The sequence below is a fragment of the Lysobacter sp. KACC 24251 genome (assembly GCF_057747755.1).
In genome coordinates this window covers 1,841,790-1,860,024 of the sequence record NZ_CM173222.1, presented here as the reverse complement: position 1 = coordinate 1,860,024, position 18,235 = coordinate 1,841,790, and the positions used below count along the sequence as shown (strand labels likewise).

Annotated in this window: 6 protein-coding genes; all 6 read left to right on the top strand. The window is 66.3% G+C overall.

Annotated elements, in window-relative coordinates:
- Positions 1 to 7,485, top strand: a complete 7,485-nt coding sequence (locus AC3ARF_RS08670) for an isopeptide-forming domain-containing fimbrial protein (RefSeq protein WP_498927062.1) — start codon at positions 1 to 3, stop codon at positions 7,483 to 7,485.
- Positions 7,482 to 12,614 carry an OmpA family protein gene (locus AC3ARF_RS08665; protein WP_498927060.1) on the top strand — a complete coding sequence of 1,711 codons (5,133 nt, stop codon included), beginning with the start codon at positions 7,482 to 7,484 and terminating at the stop codon, positions 12,612 to 12,614. The genes AC3ARF_RS08670 and AC3ARF_RS08665 overlap by 4 nt, the downstream gene beginning before the upstream one ends.
- Before the next feature lie 338 nt (positions 12,615 to 12,952).
- The gene (rimP, locus tag AC3ARF_RS08660; RefSeq protein ID WP_498927058.1) at positions 12,953 to 13,558 is read left to right on the top strand and encodes a ribosome maturation factor RimP; all 606 of its coding nucleotides are present in this window, start codon (positions 12,953 to 12,955) and stop codon (positions 13,556 to 13,558) included.
- 5 nt (positions 13,559 to 13,563) lie between these two features.
- Positions 13,564 to 15,051, top strand: coding sequence for a transcription termination factor NusA (gene nusA, locus AC3ARF_RS08655; protein ID WP_498927056.1), 1,488 nt, complete (start codon positions 13,564 to 13,566; stop codon positions 15,049 to 15,051).
- A 106-nt stretch (positions 15,052 to 15,157) separates the two neighbouring features.
- Complete coding sequence (infB, locus tag AC3ARF_RS08650) at positions 15,158 to 17,782, top strand: translation initiation factor IF-2 (RefSeq protein ID WP_498927054.1); 2,625 nt, start codon at positions 15,158 to 15,160, stop codon at positions 17,780 to 17,782.
- Positions 17,783 to 17,785: 3 nt separating this feature from the next.
- Positions 17,786 to 18,190, top strand: a complete 405-nt coding sequence (rbfA, locus tag AC3ARF_RS08645; RefSeq protein ID WP_498927052.1) for a 30S ribosome-binding factor RbfA — start codon at positions 17,786 to 17,788, stop codon at positions 18,188 to 18,190.
- The last annotated feature ends 45 nt before the right edge of the window (positions 18,191 to 18,235 follow it).

The window sequence follows — 18,235 nt, the reverse complement described above, 5'->3', positions numbered from 1 at the left end:
ATGGGTCTGGGGTTCGCACGAAATACTCGAAGCACGGTAGCAGGGAGGAGCTGGGTCATCCGGCTGTGCGCCCTGCTGATGCTGCTCGGCATGTCGTTCGGTGCGTACGCACAATCCGTCAAGTGCTCCGACTTCGGTGGCGTTCTGGACGGGAGCACGCCGGGGGCCGTCAACCCGAGTCAGCTCGAAGTCGACACGCTCGTGTGCATCGTCCGCAACTACCCCCGTTCTGCCTATCCGCCAGATGGCTTCATTGCCAACCTGCAGTACAAGCCGGGTCAGGAAAAGCTGGTCATTTTCGACAACGTCTACTGGAGCGGCAACATTGCCTGTAACGACGTCCAGAACAACAAGATCTGGTTCGTCAACTCCGACGTTCCAAAGTTCCGTGAGGACTGCCAGAACGTCCTGATTCCGGTTGAATCCATCAACAAGCGCGGTCCTGGTTTCGTCGCCGTTGGCGTGCCCTTCACCTACCGGCTGATGATTCCGGTGCTGATCGATCCGCAGACCGGCGCAGTCGTGCTCAATGGCGAGTCGCAGGACGACCTGCACGGCATCACGCTGTACGACAACATCGGCATGGACCCGGTATCCGTGACCGTCAACGGTCCGGACGACAACGACCCGAGCACGCCGCCGGTTCAGTACCCGGTGACCATTCCTGGCACCGGCGTCGACCTTAGTCTGGTCGGTACCCCAAGCGTGCGTTGGTGCACAGACCTGTCATGCACTTCGCTGGGGGCGGCTCTCAATCCGAACATCGTCGTAAACGCGAACGGGCTGGTTGAGTTCCACTTCCCAGCGGGCTTCATCCTGCCCAAGGGTGGGCGCATCGCGATCGACATGACCGTGGTTCTCGATGACAACCCGTCGGTTAATAGCCTCGGTAAGTCCTTCGTCAACACTGCGATCTGGCAGTTCGGGCGCCTGATCGACGGTACGTTCTACAACCCGCTTCCGGGCGAGAACGGCGTGTCCAACCCCGCGGTGATCGCCGGTCCCAATCTGGTTGTCAACAAGAGCGGCACCGCGGCCCTCGGTAGCGCGGGCCTGAACCTGGGTGAGTGGGGCGACTTCACCATCGATGCGGTGAACACTGGCCAGTTCGATGCATGGAACGTCACGCTGCTCGATCGCCTGCCCGATGGGCCCAACGGCGGCATGTGTGACCTGACGCCTCGGATCACCTCCGTGCGCCTGGGCGGCACCACGCTGACCCAGGGCACCCAGTACGCCTTCTCGTATTCCGCCGCGCCGACGTGCGAAATGAGCATCACGCTGCTCGATGCGGCCGGACCGGTCGCGCCCGGCCAGCATCTCTTCGTCGAATACCGGACCAAACTCGACGCCAACAGCCAGAACGGCGAAACGCTCACCAACGTTGCCGGTGCGACGCGCTGGTACAACGACGACAGTGGCAATGCCGCGCGCGTTGAGATCAACCGTGTGCTGACCGACGGCACGGTTGGCGTCGATGACCATCAAGACGCGCATTCGCTAGCGGTGCTGCTTTCGGGCTTCTTTTTCGAGAAGACGGTCCGCAACGTCACGAGCGGCGCCGATCCCGCCCGCACCGCAGTGCCGGGCGACGTGCTGCACTACACGTTGCGGTTGCAGGCAACGGATTCGAGCTTCACCGATTCGATTTTCAGAGACCAGCTGCCCGCCGATTTCGTGCCCGGTTCGCTCAGCTTCACGTCGCTGCCGGCCGGTGCGGTCAATAACAGCAATCCAAGCACCGGGCTGATCGACATCGGCAATATCGATCTCGCCGCGGGCGGTGAGGTGCGCGTCGAGTTCGACGTCACCCTGCGGTCGACGTTGGCCCACGGCCACCTCGTCATCAATCAGGCGCAGCTGCTCAGCAGCAGCGGCAGCTTCCTCGCGGACAGCGACGATCCGACCGTCAACGGCCAGGCCGACCCCGACCCGGCTGTCGATGACGAAGATCCCACCATCGTGCGCATCTCTGCGCCGCCGGTGCCGCCGACCAAGGCGTTGCTGTCGCCCACCAACGGCGAAGCCACTATCGGTCAGGAGCTCGTCTATCGGATCGCCGTGCCTGGTCAGCCGCGGAACGCGCCGATGTACGACGTGCAGGTCCTCGATGCGCTTGATGTGAACCTCGAGTACATGAGCGCGACGGTGACCGTCGGCGGCGTGGTCAATGGAGCGGGCGTTGCCAACACCAGTACCGCTTCTCAGGTTTCGGTCACGATCGACCAGGTTGCGGCAGGCCAGCAGGCTTTCGTCGACGTGCGTGTGCGTGTGCGCAATGTGATGAGCGCTCAGCAGGGCGTGAACGTCGAGAACACGGGGTCGGTCACGTGGGCGGAAGCCGACGGCGGCGCCCGTGAACCGGCCCAGGTGACCAATCCGGTGGGTTTCAACATCGTCGAGCCGACGGTGACCATCGCCAAGACTGCCGACCGCGCTACCGCGGTCGCCAACGATGTCACCCGCTACACGATTACCTTGACCGCCGCCAGTGGCACCGATGCCTCTAGCGCGTTCGACGTGTCGCTGACCGACACGCTGAGCGCGGGGCTTGTGTACGCTGGCAATCCTGTCGTCACGGGTACGGGCAACACGCTGGGCGCGCCTGTTGTGACCGGCGACGGCAGCGCGGGCGCGCCGCAGACGATGGTGTGGAGTCTGGCCGACGGCAACGCGAACATCGACCTTGTTGAAGGTACCTCGGTGCAGGTGTCCTACGACGTGCGCGTGCTGGGCAGTGTGCTTGCGGACCAGCAACTGACCAACACTGTGGTTGCGCGCTGGACTGGCTTGGATGCGGCCAACGCCAACGAGCGCACCGGCGCCGACGGTGTCGGCCAGCTCAACGACTACGTCACCGCGCCGGTGTCCACCACCGTGATCACACCGGGCGCGCGCCCAGCCAAGCAGCTGGTCGCGCCAGCCACGGGGCTGGCGACCATCGGCCAGGAAGTCACATATGCGATCACCGTGCCAAGCGCGCCTAGCAGCGCGACCCTGTATGACGTTGCGGTCATCGACGTGCTTGACGGGAACGTTGAGTTCGTCAGCGCCGCCGTCACCGGGGTGAGCGGGGCATCGACCGCAACCAGTACTGCGACGCAGATGAACGTCACCATCCCGCAGATTCCCGCAGGTCAGCAGGCGACGATCGAACTGCGCGTGCGCGTGCGCAACATCGCCAGCGCGCAGCAGGGCGTGGTGGTCAGCAACACTGCCTCCTACACCTATGCAAAGACCGCGGGCGGCACCGCAGTTACGCCGCTGGTGAGCCCGGCGGCGACGTTCACCGTCGTTGAGCCGACGATTGCCGTCACCAAGACCGGCGACAGGACCGGTGCGAAGGGCGGCGACATCGTGCGCTACACCGTCAACCTGACCGCGGCTGCCGATGCGGAAGCGGCCGACGGGTTCGAGCTGCGCCTGGTCGACACGCTTGCGCCGGGTCTGGAGTACGTTGGCAACCCGGCCGTAACCGGCGTCGGCAACACCATCGGCGCGCCACAGATTACTGGCGGTGGCACCGCCGGCAGCCCGTACGTACTCACCTGGAGCACCGCTACGGGTAACGCCGCCATCGATGTCGCAAAGGGCGGAACCGTGCAGGTCAGCTACGACGTGCGCGTACAGAACAACGTCCCGGCACTGACGACGCTCGCCAACAGCGTCTACGTGGACTGGACCAGCCTGGACGGGAGTAGCACCTTCGAGCGCCACGGCGCAGGTTGCCCTAGCATCAGCGCGCCGAACGACTACTGCGCCGGTCCCGCGGTGCACGCGGTGCTCACCGATCCGCCGCGCCTCAACTTCACCAAGACCGTGGTCAGCACGATGCCTGCGCATCCTGGCGACGTGGTGCGCTACCGACTGCAGTTGAGCAACCTGAGCAACGTCAGTGTCGCCGGCCTGTCGCTGGTCGATGAGATCGATGCGCTCAACACCCCGGGGATGTTCGTGCCCGGCACGCTCGCCATTGTCGGCGCGCTCCCAGCCGGTGCGACCAGCAGCACCAATCCCACAGGCGGTGCCAAAGGCACCGGCCGCATCGAAATCGGCAGCATCGCGCTGGGTGCGGCAGGTACGGGCTCCGAGTCCGTGGTGTTCGAGTACCAGGTGCAACTGGTGCCGGTGATCGCCAACGGCACGATCGTGCTCAACCAGGCGCGCACGCAATTCGGTGCCGCCGTCATCGCCCTCAGCGACGATCCTGGCGTCAACGGTCTGGCTAACCCGGATGTGTCCGGCGACGAAGATCCGACCCGCCTGCCCATCGAATCCGCACCGCAACTGGTCGTGCAGAAGACGTCGTCCTACCTCGGCGCGGATCCCAACGTGCTGATGGCCGGCGAAACAGTGCGCTACACGATCACGGTCCGCAATATCGGCGACGACCACGCTCATGGCGTGATCCTGCGCGACCTGGTTCCCGCCAACACCACCTACGTTTCGGGCAGTACCGCGCTCAATGGTGTGGCGGTGGCCGATGGCGTCAACGGCTCGCCGCTGATCAACGGCATCGCCGTCACGTCGCCGGTCGAAACCACGGCGGGGCTCGTCCGCGCTGACAACCCAGCGGATGCCGCGGCCAACGTGGCGACCATTACTTTCAATGTGGTCGTCGATGCGGATGCGGCAGATGGCACCATCATCGCCAACCAGGCCTTTGTCACCGGCTTGGATGTCGGCAACGAAGTGCCGTCCGATGATCCGCGCACGCCGGTCGTCAACGATCCCACCCGGGATGTCGTGGGCAACGTGGCGCTCCTCTATGCCGACAAGGCTGCCGTCCTGCGCGTCGACGGCGGTTCGCCGGGCGTGGTTGATCCGCTCGATACGCTGCGGTACACCATCCGTATCTACAACAACGGCAAGGCACCGGCCACCCAGGTGGTGCTCCGCGACGACGTGCCGCAGCACACTACGTGGGTCGCCAATGCGCTAACCCTGAACGGCCAGCCTGTGGGCCAGCCGGATGGTGGCGTCTCGCCGCTCATTGCCGGCATCACCATCGGCACGCTCAATCCGGGCCAGGTGGCGACCGTGGAGTTCGAGCTGCGCGTCAACGCCGGTACGGCTGGCGGTACTTTGATCGTGAACCAGGCGCGCGTGATCAGTACCGGGCAACCGCCGCTGCTGACCGATGGTGACGGCAATGCCTCCACCGGCCCCGAACCGACCGTGGTGGTGGTCGGTGGCATGCAGATGCTCACCATCAACAAGCAGGTGGCCGTAGTCGGCGGCGGCGCGGCTTTGCCGGGTGCCGAGCTCGAGTACGTGGTTGTCGTGCGCAACATCTCGACCGTGCCCGCCACGCTGGTGCGCATCGTCGACGACCTCAACGCGACGGCCTCAGGCCAGCTTACCTATGTCAGTGCTTCGGCCACGTTGAACGGCAGCAGTGCCGGCATCAGCGTCAGCGGCCAGATGATCACAGGCGATTACGCCGGTGCCTATGGCGATCTCGCGCCTGGCGCGTCGGCCACGCTGCGCTTCCGCGCAACGCTCGCGTCCAACGTCGCCGCAGGCACGCGCGTGACCAACACCGGCGTCGTCAACTGGAACAACCCGGTGCAGACCGCGAGCGCGAGCGTCGCTTTCGACGTCGGCAGCCGGATCGGTGTCGGTGTGCTGAGCGGTCGCGCTTGGCACGACGCAGACTTCAATCGGACCACCGACGCGGGCGAACGCGTGCTTGCCGGCTGGAGTGTGGCGCTGTACCGCAACAACCAGCTCGAACGCAGCACGACCACCGATGCCAATGGTGCGTGGCAGATCGCGAACGTGGCGCCCAACGCCGGCTCGTCCGACGCGCTGGAAGCCCGCTTCACCGCGCCTGGCGCCACCGCGGCCACTGCCAAACTCGGCTACGCGCACTCCGTGTTCAGCAACGACCTGCAGCGTATCCACGCCATCGTCGTCCAGACCGGCAGCAGCCTGCCCAACCTCAACCTGCCGATCGAGCCCAACGGCGTTGTCTACGAGTCCATGAACCGTGGCGTGGTTCCGGGAGCGCGTGTACGCATGCTTGATGCGGCCGGTGTCTCGGCGCTGCCCGCCAGCTGCTTCGCCGATCCGGCGCAGCAGGGCCAGGTCACCCAGCAGTGGGGATACTACCGCTTCGACCTGAACTTCGCAGATCCGGCGTGCCCCGCAGGAGGCGGCTATGTCATCGAGGTGGCGCCGCCGTCCGCGGACTTCCTGGCCGGTGCTTCGGCCCTGATTCCGCCGACTTCGGACGCGAGTACCGCGGCGTTCTCTGTTCCCAGTTGCCCTGCGGGCGTGAGCGATGCCATTCCGGGCACCACCGAGCGCTGTGAAGCGCAGCCGTCGGAGCTTGCGCCATCCACGTCGGTGCCCGCACGTTCGGCGGGCACCACCTACTACCTGCACCTCCGACTGGACAACGCGTTCGTGCCCGGCAGCAGCCAGATCTTCAACAACCACATCCCGCTTGACCTCGACCTGGGCGAAGCGCTGGCCATCAGCAAGACCACGCCGATGAAGAACGTCACGCGTGGGCAGTTGGTGCCGTACACGATCACGCTCCGCAACCTGTCTGGATTGCAGCTGCGCGACGTGCGTGCGGTCGACTACTACCCTGCTGGCTTCCGCTACGTCCCGGGTTCGGCGCGCGTCGACAACGTTCCGACGGAGCCGACGCAGGACGGTCGCCAGCTCACGTGGAGTGGGGTGGCCTTCGGAACCGCCGACGAGCACGTCATCACCCTGCTGCTCGCAGTGGGTGCAGGCGTGGGCGAGGGTGAATTCGTGAACCGCGCCCGCGTCTGGAACGGCCTGACCGACCGTCCGCTGTCCGGGGAGGCCACGGCCACCGTGCGTGTGACGCCGGATCCGACCTTCGACTGCACCGATATCATCGGCAAGGTCTTCGACGACACCAATCGCAACGGGTACCAGGACCCGGGCGAGGGCGGCATCGGGGGAGTCCGCTTGGTCAGTGCGCGTGGCCTCGCAGCCAGCACCGACAAGCACGGCCGGTACCACCTGACCTGTGCGGTGGTGCCGAACGAAGACCGCGGCAGCAACTTCGTGCTGAAGCTGGACGACCGGACACTGCCTAGCGGTTACCGTCTCTCCACCAAGCAGACCGTGATCGCGCGGGCCACCCGCGGCAAGGCGCTGAGCATCGACTTCGGTGCATCGGTCTTCCGGGTGGTGAGCCTCGACCTGAGCGAAGAGGTGTTCGAGCGCGATGGCACCGAGTTGCGCCGCCACTGGCAGCCGCGCTTGCAGACGCTGCTCGATGAACTGGTGAAGGAGCCCGCCGTGTTGCGCCTGTCGTATCTGGCGGACCTCGAGAACCCCGATCTGGTCGAAGCCCGCCTCGCGGCGATCAAGGAAAAGGTCATGCAGGCCTGGCCGTCGGCTGGCGCCAGCCACCAGCTCACCGTGGAGCAACAGACCTTCTGGCGCCGCGGCGCGCCAGTGCAGCGGCCCGCTGACAACCAGGGGGCGCGTAAGTGAACACCAGGCTGAAGAACAACATGTTGAAGAAGCGCATGCGACTCTCGCTGCTGGCGTTGGGCCTGATGACCGCCACGGCAATGGCCCAGTCCGCCGATGAGCAGGCCCCCAGCGAGCAGGCCACCGAAGGCCAGCCCCCCAAGGAAGTTCCGATGGGCGAGGCGGTCGAGCGCCACCTGTCGGGTGACCAGGCGTTCCGTCCGCTGGTGCGTGACCCCAGCGTGCTCGAGAACATCGGCGGTGATCGGGTCGAGAAGCAGCAGGTCGACGGTCAGGTCATGGAGACGGTGAAGCTGGGCGGCATCGTCGCCCCGCTGCACTTCGACTCTGGCGCAATCACGATCCGCAGCGAGGACATCGAGAAGATCCGGCGTGCGATGGAATCGGTGCGCGGCAAGGCCAACGTCCGCCTGCACCTGATCGGCCACGCCGACAACCAGCGCCTGTCGCCTGAGCTGACCGCACGTTATGGCGATAACCAGGGACTGTCGCGCGAGCGCGCAGGTGAGGTGGCGGAGCTGCTCCAGCGTGCGCTTTCCCTGCCCCCGGAAGCGATCGCCTTCGAGGGCATGGGGGACACCAAGCCGGTGGCAAGTAACGCATCGGAAACCGGGCGTGCGAGAAACCGTCGCGTCGAAGTCGAGGTCTGGTACGACGAACCCAAGGCCGCCACGATGGAGCAGGAGGTGCTCGTCAAGGAGGACTTCCGCCAGATCAAGGTCTGCCGCGTGCAGGAACTTTGCCTCATGCGGTTCCAGGACGGCCATGCCAAGCGCACGCGCGTCAACAACCTGGTGACCGCCCTGCACTATGGCGAGGAGGGCGTCGACGTAACGCCAGCATTCATCGAGCAGGTGCGCAAGGCCTTCGCCAACCTAAGCGGCAAGCAGAACGTCACCGCCAAGTTCATCGGCTATGCCGATGAGATGGCACTGTCCGATCGCAACGCACGCATCTACGGCGACGCCGTCGCGTTGTCCAAGGCGCGCGCCCATCGCACGGCCCTCGCTGTGCAGCAGGCCCTTGGCCTGCCTGCCGCAGCGGTACAGAGTGATGGTCGTGGCGCGACCACCTTCCTGGCCGCCAACGACACACCGCAGGGCCGCGCGCTCAACCGTCGCGTCGAAGTGCAGTTCTGGTACGACGACCCGATGCAGGAGCTGCCCGAAGAGCCGCAGATGTGCCCGGCCGACGCCGGTAACGAGACCATCACGCGCATTCACCAGCCCTCGGGCGGGCCCATCCCGACGCTGGCCCTGGAGGCCGGCGAGGCAATCATCCCAGCCGGGTTTACCGAGCGCCTTCGCAGCGCCCTGGATGAAGTGAAGGACCGCGAGAACGCCCGCCTGCGCTTCATCGGTTACACGGGTAACGAGCGACTGGATCGCCGCACCACCTCTGTCTACGAGGATGACATTGGCCTGTCCGTGGCACGCGCACGCCGGGCGATGGAAGCCATCCGCACGGAGATGCAGCTTGGGGCGGAGCAGGCGGAGCATGAGGGCCGCGGCTTCGTGCAGGCCGCGGACGTCCCGAATGACGGCTTCATCCAGGGTCTGGATTCCTACATCGAAGTACAGGTGGTGTACGACGAGGCAGCCCCGCGCGATGACCTCGAAGGCGTGGACATCACCCGCCTGAACCGGGAGCTGGCGCCGACCAACGCGTTCGGTCTCAACCCCATGCACATCTCGGTGGACGGCGAGCCCATCGACGACCCGGCACGCAGCTCGTCCGATGTGCAGCGATGCACCGACGTGGCGCTGGACGGGGCTGGCATCCGCTTCCAGTTCGACGACCTGACCGCAGCGCCGCGTCTGGCCGTGTCCGCTTTGCCGCAGGTGGCCGTGGTGGACACTCCGGTTCGCTTCCGGATGTACTCCAACTACGGCGGCTTCATCCACCGCGCTGAAGTTCGTCTTCATCACAAGGGACAATCCCCGCAGACCACCCCACTGGCGGTCGTGGCGCTGGACCCGAACGGAGAGGGTGAGTGGCAGCCTGCCGGCGAAAGCATCCCGGCGGCAGGACGCGAGCTGCAATACGTGTTGCGCGTCTATGACGAGCAGGGCAAGTTCGATGAAACCAGTGCGCGTCCGTTGTGGATGGTCAATGCCAACGCCGATGGCAGTGTCGAGGACGTGCCTGCCACGGCAAGCGCTGAAGGCGCGCCAACCTTGGCGGGCTACGGCGAAAGCCACATCGCGCTGCGCAACATCCGCATCGGTGCCAATACCGTCGCGGTGCGCGGCAATGGCATTCCGCAAGGACACACCGTGTGGGTGGCCGGCCGCCCGGTCCCCGTGGACGCCAAGGGCGAGTTCATCGCCGAGGCGATCCTCCCCGAGGGCCTGCACACCGTGGAAGTCGCAGTGCTGGATCCCGAAGGCAACGGCCATCTCTACCTGCGCGACCTCGAATTGCGCCAGCGTGACCGCTTCTTCGTCGGCATCGCCGACCTGACGCTGGCCAAGAACCGCACCAAGGGCCCGGCCGACCTGCTTGAAGGCGAAAACACCGGTTTCGAACGCAACGCCTCGTTCTACGGTCGCCTGGCCTTTTACGGCACCGAGAAGTTCGGCAACGGCTGGCGCCTGACCGCCAGCGTCGACACCCGAGAGGGCCCGGTGAAGGATCTCTTTGGCAACCTGCTGGACAAGGCGCCGGACGCATTGTTCCGCCGCATCGATCCCGACTACCACTATCCGACCTTCGGCGATGACGGCGTCGTCGAGGAAATGGCGCCGACGCTGGGTAAGTTCTATCTGCGTGCGGAACGTGGCGACGACTTCGCGATGTGGGGCAACTTCCACACCGACTACGCCGACAACGAGCTGGCCCAGGTCGACCGCGGGTTATACGGTGCCAACGCGGAGTGGAAGGCGGATTCAACGACCACGTTCGGCGAGCGTCGCGCGGTCGTGGGCAGTTTCGCGGCCGAACCGGGCACCGTCGCGGGTCGCGACGAGTACCGCGGTACCGGAGGCTCGCTGTTTTACCTGCGCAACCAGGACATCCTCAGCGGCTCCGAGCGTTTGCGCATCGAGATGCGCGACAAGGATTCGCAGCTGGTCACCGGCACCGTGGACCTGCGCCCCGGCCTGGATTACGACATCGACTACCTGCAGGGCCGCATCCTGTTGAACCAGCCGCTGTCGTCCACCGGCGGCGACAACATGCTGGTGCGCAGCGGCGGCCTCTCGGGCGAGGAAGCTTGGCTGGTGGCGCGCTACGAGTACGCCCCGGGCTTCGACGAAATCGACACGGTGACCACCGGCGGCCGAGCGCACGTCTGGGTCAACGACCACGTCGGCATCGGCCTGACCGGCAGCCGAAGCAGCGGCGATGCCGAGGACAGCGGCATGCTCGGCGCGGACCTCACCCTGCGCAAGAGTGCCGACACGTGGCTCAAGCTGCAGAGCGGCCGCACCCGCGGCATGGCGTCCAATTCGCTGTATTCCTATGACGGAGGCTTCGGCTTCACCGGCAACGACCCCGCCGCGTTCAACAACGCGGAAGCCGGCGGTTACCGCGCCGACTTCAGCCTGGGCATCAACGACATCTTCAAGAGTGGCCAGGGCAGGGTGACGCTGTACACGCAGGCGCAGGATGCCGGCTACTCGGCGCCCGGCCTGGGCACGCTGTCCGACCGCACGTACTACGGCGGCACGGTGGACGTGCCGGTTGGCGACCGGCTCAGCGTGGTCGGCAAGGCCGACCACCGCGAGCAGGACGCCGGCCTCACGCTGGATGCGGCCGAATTGAACGTCAAGTACCGGCTGAACGACCGCTGGAACGTCGCCACCGGCGTGCGCAGCGACAAGCGCGAAGACCTGCGCACGACCGTGCCGCTGACGCAGGAGCAGGGTCAGCGCACCGATGCCGTGGTGCACGTGGGGTATGACTCTGCAGACAAGTGGAATGCCTGGGGCTTCGCCCAGCAGACCCTGTCGAAGGACGGCGACCGCCAGGACAATGGTCGACTGGGCGTGGGCGGTGCAATGCGCGTGGGCGAGAAGCTGCGCGTGGAAGCCGAAGCCTCGGCCGGTGACCTTGGCCCGGGCGGGCGCCTGGGCACCAGCTACCTGGTGTCGGACAAGACCAGCCTGTACATGAACTACGCGCTCGAGAACGAGCGCGGCGACATCCTCGACGGCACCAACATCAGCGGCCAGCGCGGCAGCCTGGTCTGGGGCGTGAAGCGGCGCCTGGCGGACAGCAGCAGCATCTATGCCGAGCAGCGCCACCAGGATGCCAACGAGGCCCGGGGCCTGACGCATGCCGCCGGCCTGTCGCTCAACCTGGGTGACCGCTGGAGCCTGGGCGCCAACGCCGAGCTGGGTACCCTGCAGGACAGCGAGACCGCCGCGGAGACCGAGCGCCGCGCGGGCGGGGTGCGGGTGTCCTACATCCTCGGTTCGACCCGGATCTCCAGTGGCGTTGAATACCGCGCCGACGACAGCGAACGGCCGGACGCCACGCATGTGGAGCGCACCACCTGGCTGTTCCGGAACAACTTCAAGGTCCAGATGTCGGACGACTGGCGCCTGGTCGGCAAGTTCGACCACTCCATGAGCGAAAGCTCGCAGGGGCAGTTCTACGACGGCAGGTTCACCGAGGGCGTCATCGGCTTCGGCTACCGCCCGGTGCTGAGCAACCGGTTGAACGCGCTGGCCAAGTACACCTACTTCTATAATGTGCCGACCACCGACCAGGTAACCCTCACCGGCACGGCGGCGCAGTTCATCCAGAAGAGCCACATCGGCTCGGTGGATGCCAGCTACGCCCTGACGCCGTGGTGGTCGGTGGGAGGCAAGTACGCCTACCGCCTGGGATCGGTGAGCCTGGACCGCGAGAACCCCGAGTTCTTCGACAACCGGGCGCAACTGGTGATCCTGCGTACCGACGTGCGCCTGTTCGAGGACTGGGAGGGGCTGCTGGAGGCCCGTCGCCTGCACCTGCCGGACCTGGACGAATCCCGTGGCGGCATGCTGCTGGGTGTGTACCGCTACTTCGGCGAGCACGTGAAGGCGGGTGTGGGCTACAACTTCACCGACTTCTCGGAAAACCTGACCGACCTGAGCTACCGCCACCAGGGTCTGTTCCTGAACGTCGTCGGCGCCCTGTAGCGCCGGCGGGGGTAGGGCGGGGCTTGGCTCGGGGCCGGGAACCGCGTATCATCCCGTGCTCCGGCGAGGGGTGGGTGGCCTGACTGGCAAGGTCAGATAGGCGCAAAACCCTGCCCGCGCTGCTAGTTCCGATCGAATGCCGGCAGTATCGGCATGCGATGCGCCCCGAGGATGGGGCACGTCCCGGGTCGGAATCTGGGCTAGGTGACGCGCTCTGCTCGCGCGTCACGCCGACATCCAGTTGTACGGACAAGGGGCCCAATGGGCCCTTTGTTGCATTCGAAGTACCGCAATCCGCAGTACCCACTCGCAGGTCACAACCGCAGGAGCGTCAGCGCGTGACAGATAAAGCGACCGAAATTGCCAACCTGCTGGCCCCGACCGTGTCGTCGCTGGGCGTCGAGCTGCTGGGCGTGGAGTACCTGCCGTCGACCGGCGGCACCACCCTGCGCCTGTACATCGACATGCCGGCTGATGCCGCTCCGGGCGAGGATGGCGAGCCGCGCATGGTCGGTATCGACGAGTGCGAGGCCGTGAGCCGCGAGGTGTCCGCCCAACTCGACGTCGAGGACCCGATCAGCGCCAACTACACGCTGGAAGTGTCCTCGCCGGGCATCGACCGGCCGCTGTTCACCGCGGAGCACTTCGCGCGCTTTGCGGGTGAGTCGGCGAAGGTGACGCTGAAGCTGCCGCAGGACGGCCGCCGTCGCCTCCAGGGCCGCATCGATTCGGTCGAAGGCGACATGGTCACGTTCAGCATCGACGGCACGCCTTTCGTGGTGTCGGTCGACAACATCGAAAAGGCGCGCCTGGTCCCCGATTGGGTGGCCCTGGGCCTCGCGCCCGCCAAGGACAAGTCCGGCCGCGACGCGCGCCCGGGCAAGAGCAAATCCAACAAATCCACCAAGAAGCCGGCGGCCGACAAGCCGTCCCGTGCGGAGTAATCGAGATGAGCAAGGAACTGTTGCTGGTCGTTGATGCGGTTGCCAACGAGAAGGGCGTACCGCGGGAAGTGATCTTCGAGGCGATCGAAGCCGCGTTGGCGTCCGCCGCGAAGAAGCGCTACCACGACGAAGACGTGCTGGTTCGCGTCAAGATCGACCAGAAGGACGGCAGCTACGAGACCTTCCGCCGCATGGAAGTCGTGGCCGATGACGTGGTCATGGACTCCGTCGACCGCCAGATCCGCCTGATGGATGCCATCGACGAAGTCGAAGGCGTCGAGGTGGGCGACTACATCGAAGAGCAGATCGAGAACCCCGAGTTCGGCCGCATCGCCGCGCAGGCCGCCAAGCAGGTGATCGTGCAGCGCGTGCGCGAAGCCGAGCGCCAGCAGGTGGTGGACGCGTGGAAGGACCGCGTGGGCGAGCTGGTCACCGGCATCGTCAAGCGCGTTGAGCGCGGCAACATCTACGTCGACCTGGGCGGCAACGCCGAGGCGATCATTCCCAAGGACAAGGGCATCCCCCGCGACGTGGTCCGCACCGGTGACCGCATCCGCGGCTATTTGTTCGACGTGCGCAACGAGCCCCGTGGCCCGCAGCTGTTCATCAGCCGCGCCGCGCCGGAGTTCATGATGGAGCTGTTCAAGCTCGAGGTGCCGGAAGTCGGCCAGGGCCTGGTGTCGATCAAGGCCTGCGCCCGCGACCCGGGTGACCGCGCCAAGATCGCCGTGCTGGCCCACGACAACCGTACCGATCCGATCGGCGCGTGCATCGGCATGCGCGGCTCGCGCGTGCAGGCGGTGAGCAACGAGCTCAACGGCGAGCGCGTGGACATCGTGCTGTGGTCCGACAACCCGGCGCAGTTCGTCATCAATGCGATGGCGCCGGCCGAAGTGCAGTCGATCATCGTCGACGAAGAAAAGCATTCGATGGACCTGGCCGTGGCCGAAGAGCGCCTGGCGCAGGCCATCGGCAAGGGCGGCCAGAACGTGCGCCTGGCCAGCCGCCTGACCGGCTGGCAGCTCAACGTGATGACCCAGGACCAGGTCACCGCCAAGTCGGAAGCCGAGCAGGCCGCGGCCCGCCAGCTGTTCATGGACAAGCTGGAAGTGGACGAGGAAATCGCTGGCATCCTGGTGTCGGAAGGCTTCAACACCGTCGAGGAAATCGCCTACGTACCGGTCGGCGAACTGCTGGCGGTCGAGGGCTTTGACGAGGACATCGTCGAAGAGCTGCGTTCGCGTGCCCGCGACGCGCTGCTCAACGACGCGCTGGCCGCGGAGGAGGAGCTGGAGGAACACCAGCCGGCCGCCGACCTGCTCTCGCTGGAAGGCATGGACGAGGCCACGGCCTACGCCCTGGCCGCGCGTGGCGTGGTGACCCGCGACGACCTGGCCGACATGGCCACGGACGAGCTCACCGATATCGAGGGCATCGACCAGGAACGCGCCGCGGCGCTGATCATGGAAGCCCGCAAGCACTGGTTCGAGTAAAACCCGGCCGGCGGCCACCCTGAACAGGGGTTGGCGGCCACCGCAGGGCTAGAATCGCTCCATCACGCGCGGGATGCGTCCCACGCCACGAGGACACGGAAACCGAATGTCGCAGCAAACCACTATCCGCAAGCTGGCCGCACTGGTGAACACGCCGGTCGAGAAGCTGCTGGAACAGCTCGCCGAAGCCGGCATGCCGTTCAGCGGCCCCGACCAGGTCGTGACCAGTATCGAGAAGGTCAAGTTGCTTGGCTTCCTCAAGCGTTCCCACGGCAAGGTCGAGACCACCGACGATGCTGTCGAGGCGCCCAAGAAGATCACGCTCAACCGCAGCCGCAAGCAGGAAATCACGGTGGGCGGCAGCAAGGGTGGCAAGACCACGGTGGACGTGGTCGTGCGCAAGAAGATCACCCTTTCGCCGCGCGATGCCGCTGCCGAGAAGGCTGGCCCGGTCACCGACGAGCGTGCCGAGATCCTGCGCAAGCTCGAGGAGTCGCGCCAGCGCAATCTCGACGAACAGCGCCGCCTGGCCGAGACCGACCGCCAGCGTGCCGAAGCGCAGGAGCGCACCCGCCTAGAGGCGGAAGAGGCTGTCCGCCAGAAGGCCGAGGCCGAAGCCCGTGCAGCACTTGAGGCTGCCGGCGTCGCTTCCACCGACGAGGAGGCCCCGGTCCGCAAGCCGGCGCCCGCGCACGCCCACGCCCATCCCAAGCCCGCCGCGGCACCGCGGGTCGATACGACGCGTGCGCCCGCGCACAAGCCGCGTGGCTCGCATGCCATGGTGGCTGGCGTCGAGGACGATGACCGCGCCAGCCGCTTTGCCGGCCAGATGCACCTGAGCGCCTCCGACCGTGCCCGCCGTTCCACCGGCGCGCGTGGCAAGCCTGCGGGTGGCAACCGACCGCGCCGGGGCTCCGAGCAGGCCCGCACCGGCGGTGGCAAGCACGCCTTCGAGCGTCCCACCGCACCGGTTGTGCGCGAGGTGGCCATCGGTGACACGATCACCGTGGCCGACCTGGCGCAGAAGCTCGCGATGAAGGGCGGCGAGGTGGTCAAGGCGCTGTTCAAGATGGGCGTCATGGCCACCATCAACCAATCCATCGACCACGACACCGCGGCGCTGGTCACCGAGGAACTGGGCCACGTCGCGCTGAAGGCCGACGCCGGCAACGTCGAGGACGCGCTGCTGGCCCACGTGGAGGACACGCAGGGCGAGAAGCTCGCGCGTCCGCCGGTGGTCACCATCATGGGCCACGTCGACCACGGCAAGACCTCGCTGCTGGATTACATCCGCCGCACCAAGGTGGTGTCCGGTGAGGCCGGTGGCATTACCCAGCACATCGGTGCGTACCACGTCGAAACCGACCGTGGCGTCATCAGCTTCCTGGACACCCCGGGCCACGCCGCGTTCTCCGCGATGCGTGCCCGCGGTGCCAAGCTGACCGACATCGTGGTGCTGGTCGTGGCCGCCGACGACGGCGTCAAGCCGCAGACCAAGGAAGCGGTGCAGCACGCGAAGGCGGCCAAGGTGCCGCTGATCGTGGCCGTCAACAAGATCGACAAGTCCGACGCCGACCCGCTGCGCGTGAAGAACGAACTGCTGGCCGAGGAAGTGGTGGCCGAAGAGTTCGGTGGTGACACCCAGTTCGTCGAGATCTCGGCCAAGACCGGCCAGGGCATCGACGCGCTGCTCGACGCGATCTCCATCCAGGCCGAACTGCTCGAACTGAGTGCGGTGCGCGACGGGCGCGCCAACGGCGTGGTCATCGAGTCCTCGCTGGACAAGGGCCGCGGCCCGGTCGCCACCGTGCTGGTCCAGTCCGGCACCCTGAAGAAGGGCGACTACCTGGTCTGCGGCGTGCAGTACGGCCGCGTGCGTGCGCTGTTCGACGAGCGTGGCGAGCAGGTGCCGGAAGCGACCCCGTCGATCCCGGTGCAGGTGCTCGGCCTGTCGGGCGTGCCCGATTCGGGTGACGACTTCGTGGTCGTGGACGACGAGCGCCTGGCGAAGGACGTCGCGCAGCAGCGTGACGCCAAGCGCCGCGAATCGCGTCTGGTCGCCCAGGCGGGTAACCGCATGGAAGACATCCTGGCCCAGATGGGTTCGGGCGAAGGCCAGCAGACCCTCAACCTGGTGGTCAAGGCCGACGTGCACGGTTCCGTGCAGGCCCTGCGCGAGGCCCTCACCGGTCTGTCGACCGACGCGATCCGCATCAACGTCATCGGTTCGGGCGTGGGCGGCATCACCGAGTCCGACGCCACCCTGGCCTCGACCTCGAAGGCGACGATCATCGGCTTCAACGTCCGTGCCGACGCCTCGGCGCGCAAGGTCATTGAGACCAACGGCGTCGACCTGCGTTACTTCTCGATCATCTATGACGTGATCGACCAGGTGAAGCAGGTGGCGTCCGGTTTGCTGGGCGTGGAGATCCGCGAAGAGATCATCGGCATCGCCGAGGTCCGCGACGTCTTCCGCAGCTCCAAGTTCGGCGCGGTTGCCGGCTGCATGGTCGTCGAGGGCGTGGTCAAGCGCTCCAAGCCGATCCGCGTGCTGCGCGACAACACCGTGGTCTTCGAGGGCGAGCTGGAATCGCTGCGCCGCTTCAAGGAGAACGTGGACGAAGTGCGCAACGGCACCGAGTGCGGTATCGGCGTGAAGGCGTACAACGACGTCAAGCCGGGCGACCAGATCGAGTGCTTCGAGCGTATCGAAGTGGCGCGTACCCTCTAAGCCATGGCACAGAAGTCGTTCTACCGCAGTGATCGCGTGTCCGCCCAGCTCCGTCGTGAGCTGGGCAAGATCGTGCACGAAACCGTGCGTGAGCACGGCCTGCCGTCGCTCAGCGTGTCCGACGTTGAGGTCACCCGTGACCTGGCGCACGCGAAGGTCTTCGTGACCGCGTTGCTGCAGGAGAGTTCAGCCGCCGCGGTCAAAGAGTTGAAGGCATTGACGCCCGAAATGCGCTACCAGCTGGGCCGGGCGATGAAGCTGCGGCACGTGCCGGAGCTGCACTTCCACTATGACGATTCGGTGGACAAGGGCGAGCGCATCGACCTGCTGCTGCGCGATCTGCCCGACCTGCGGGACGAGGCGGAACGCGCCGACGGCGACGAACCCGATACCGACGGGTCGAAGTGAAACCAGGAAGGCGGCCACGGCCGCCTTTTTCACGATTGGACTGGG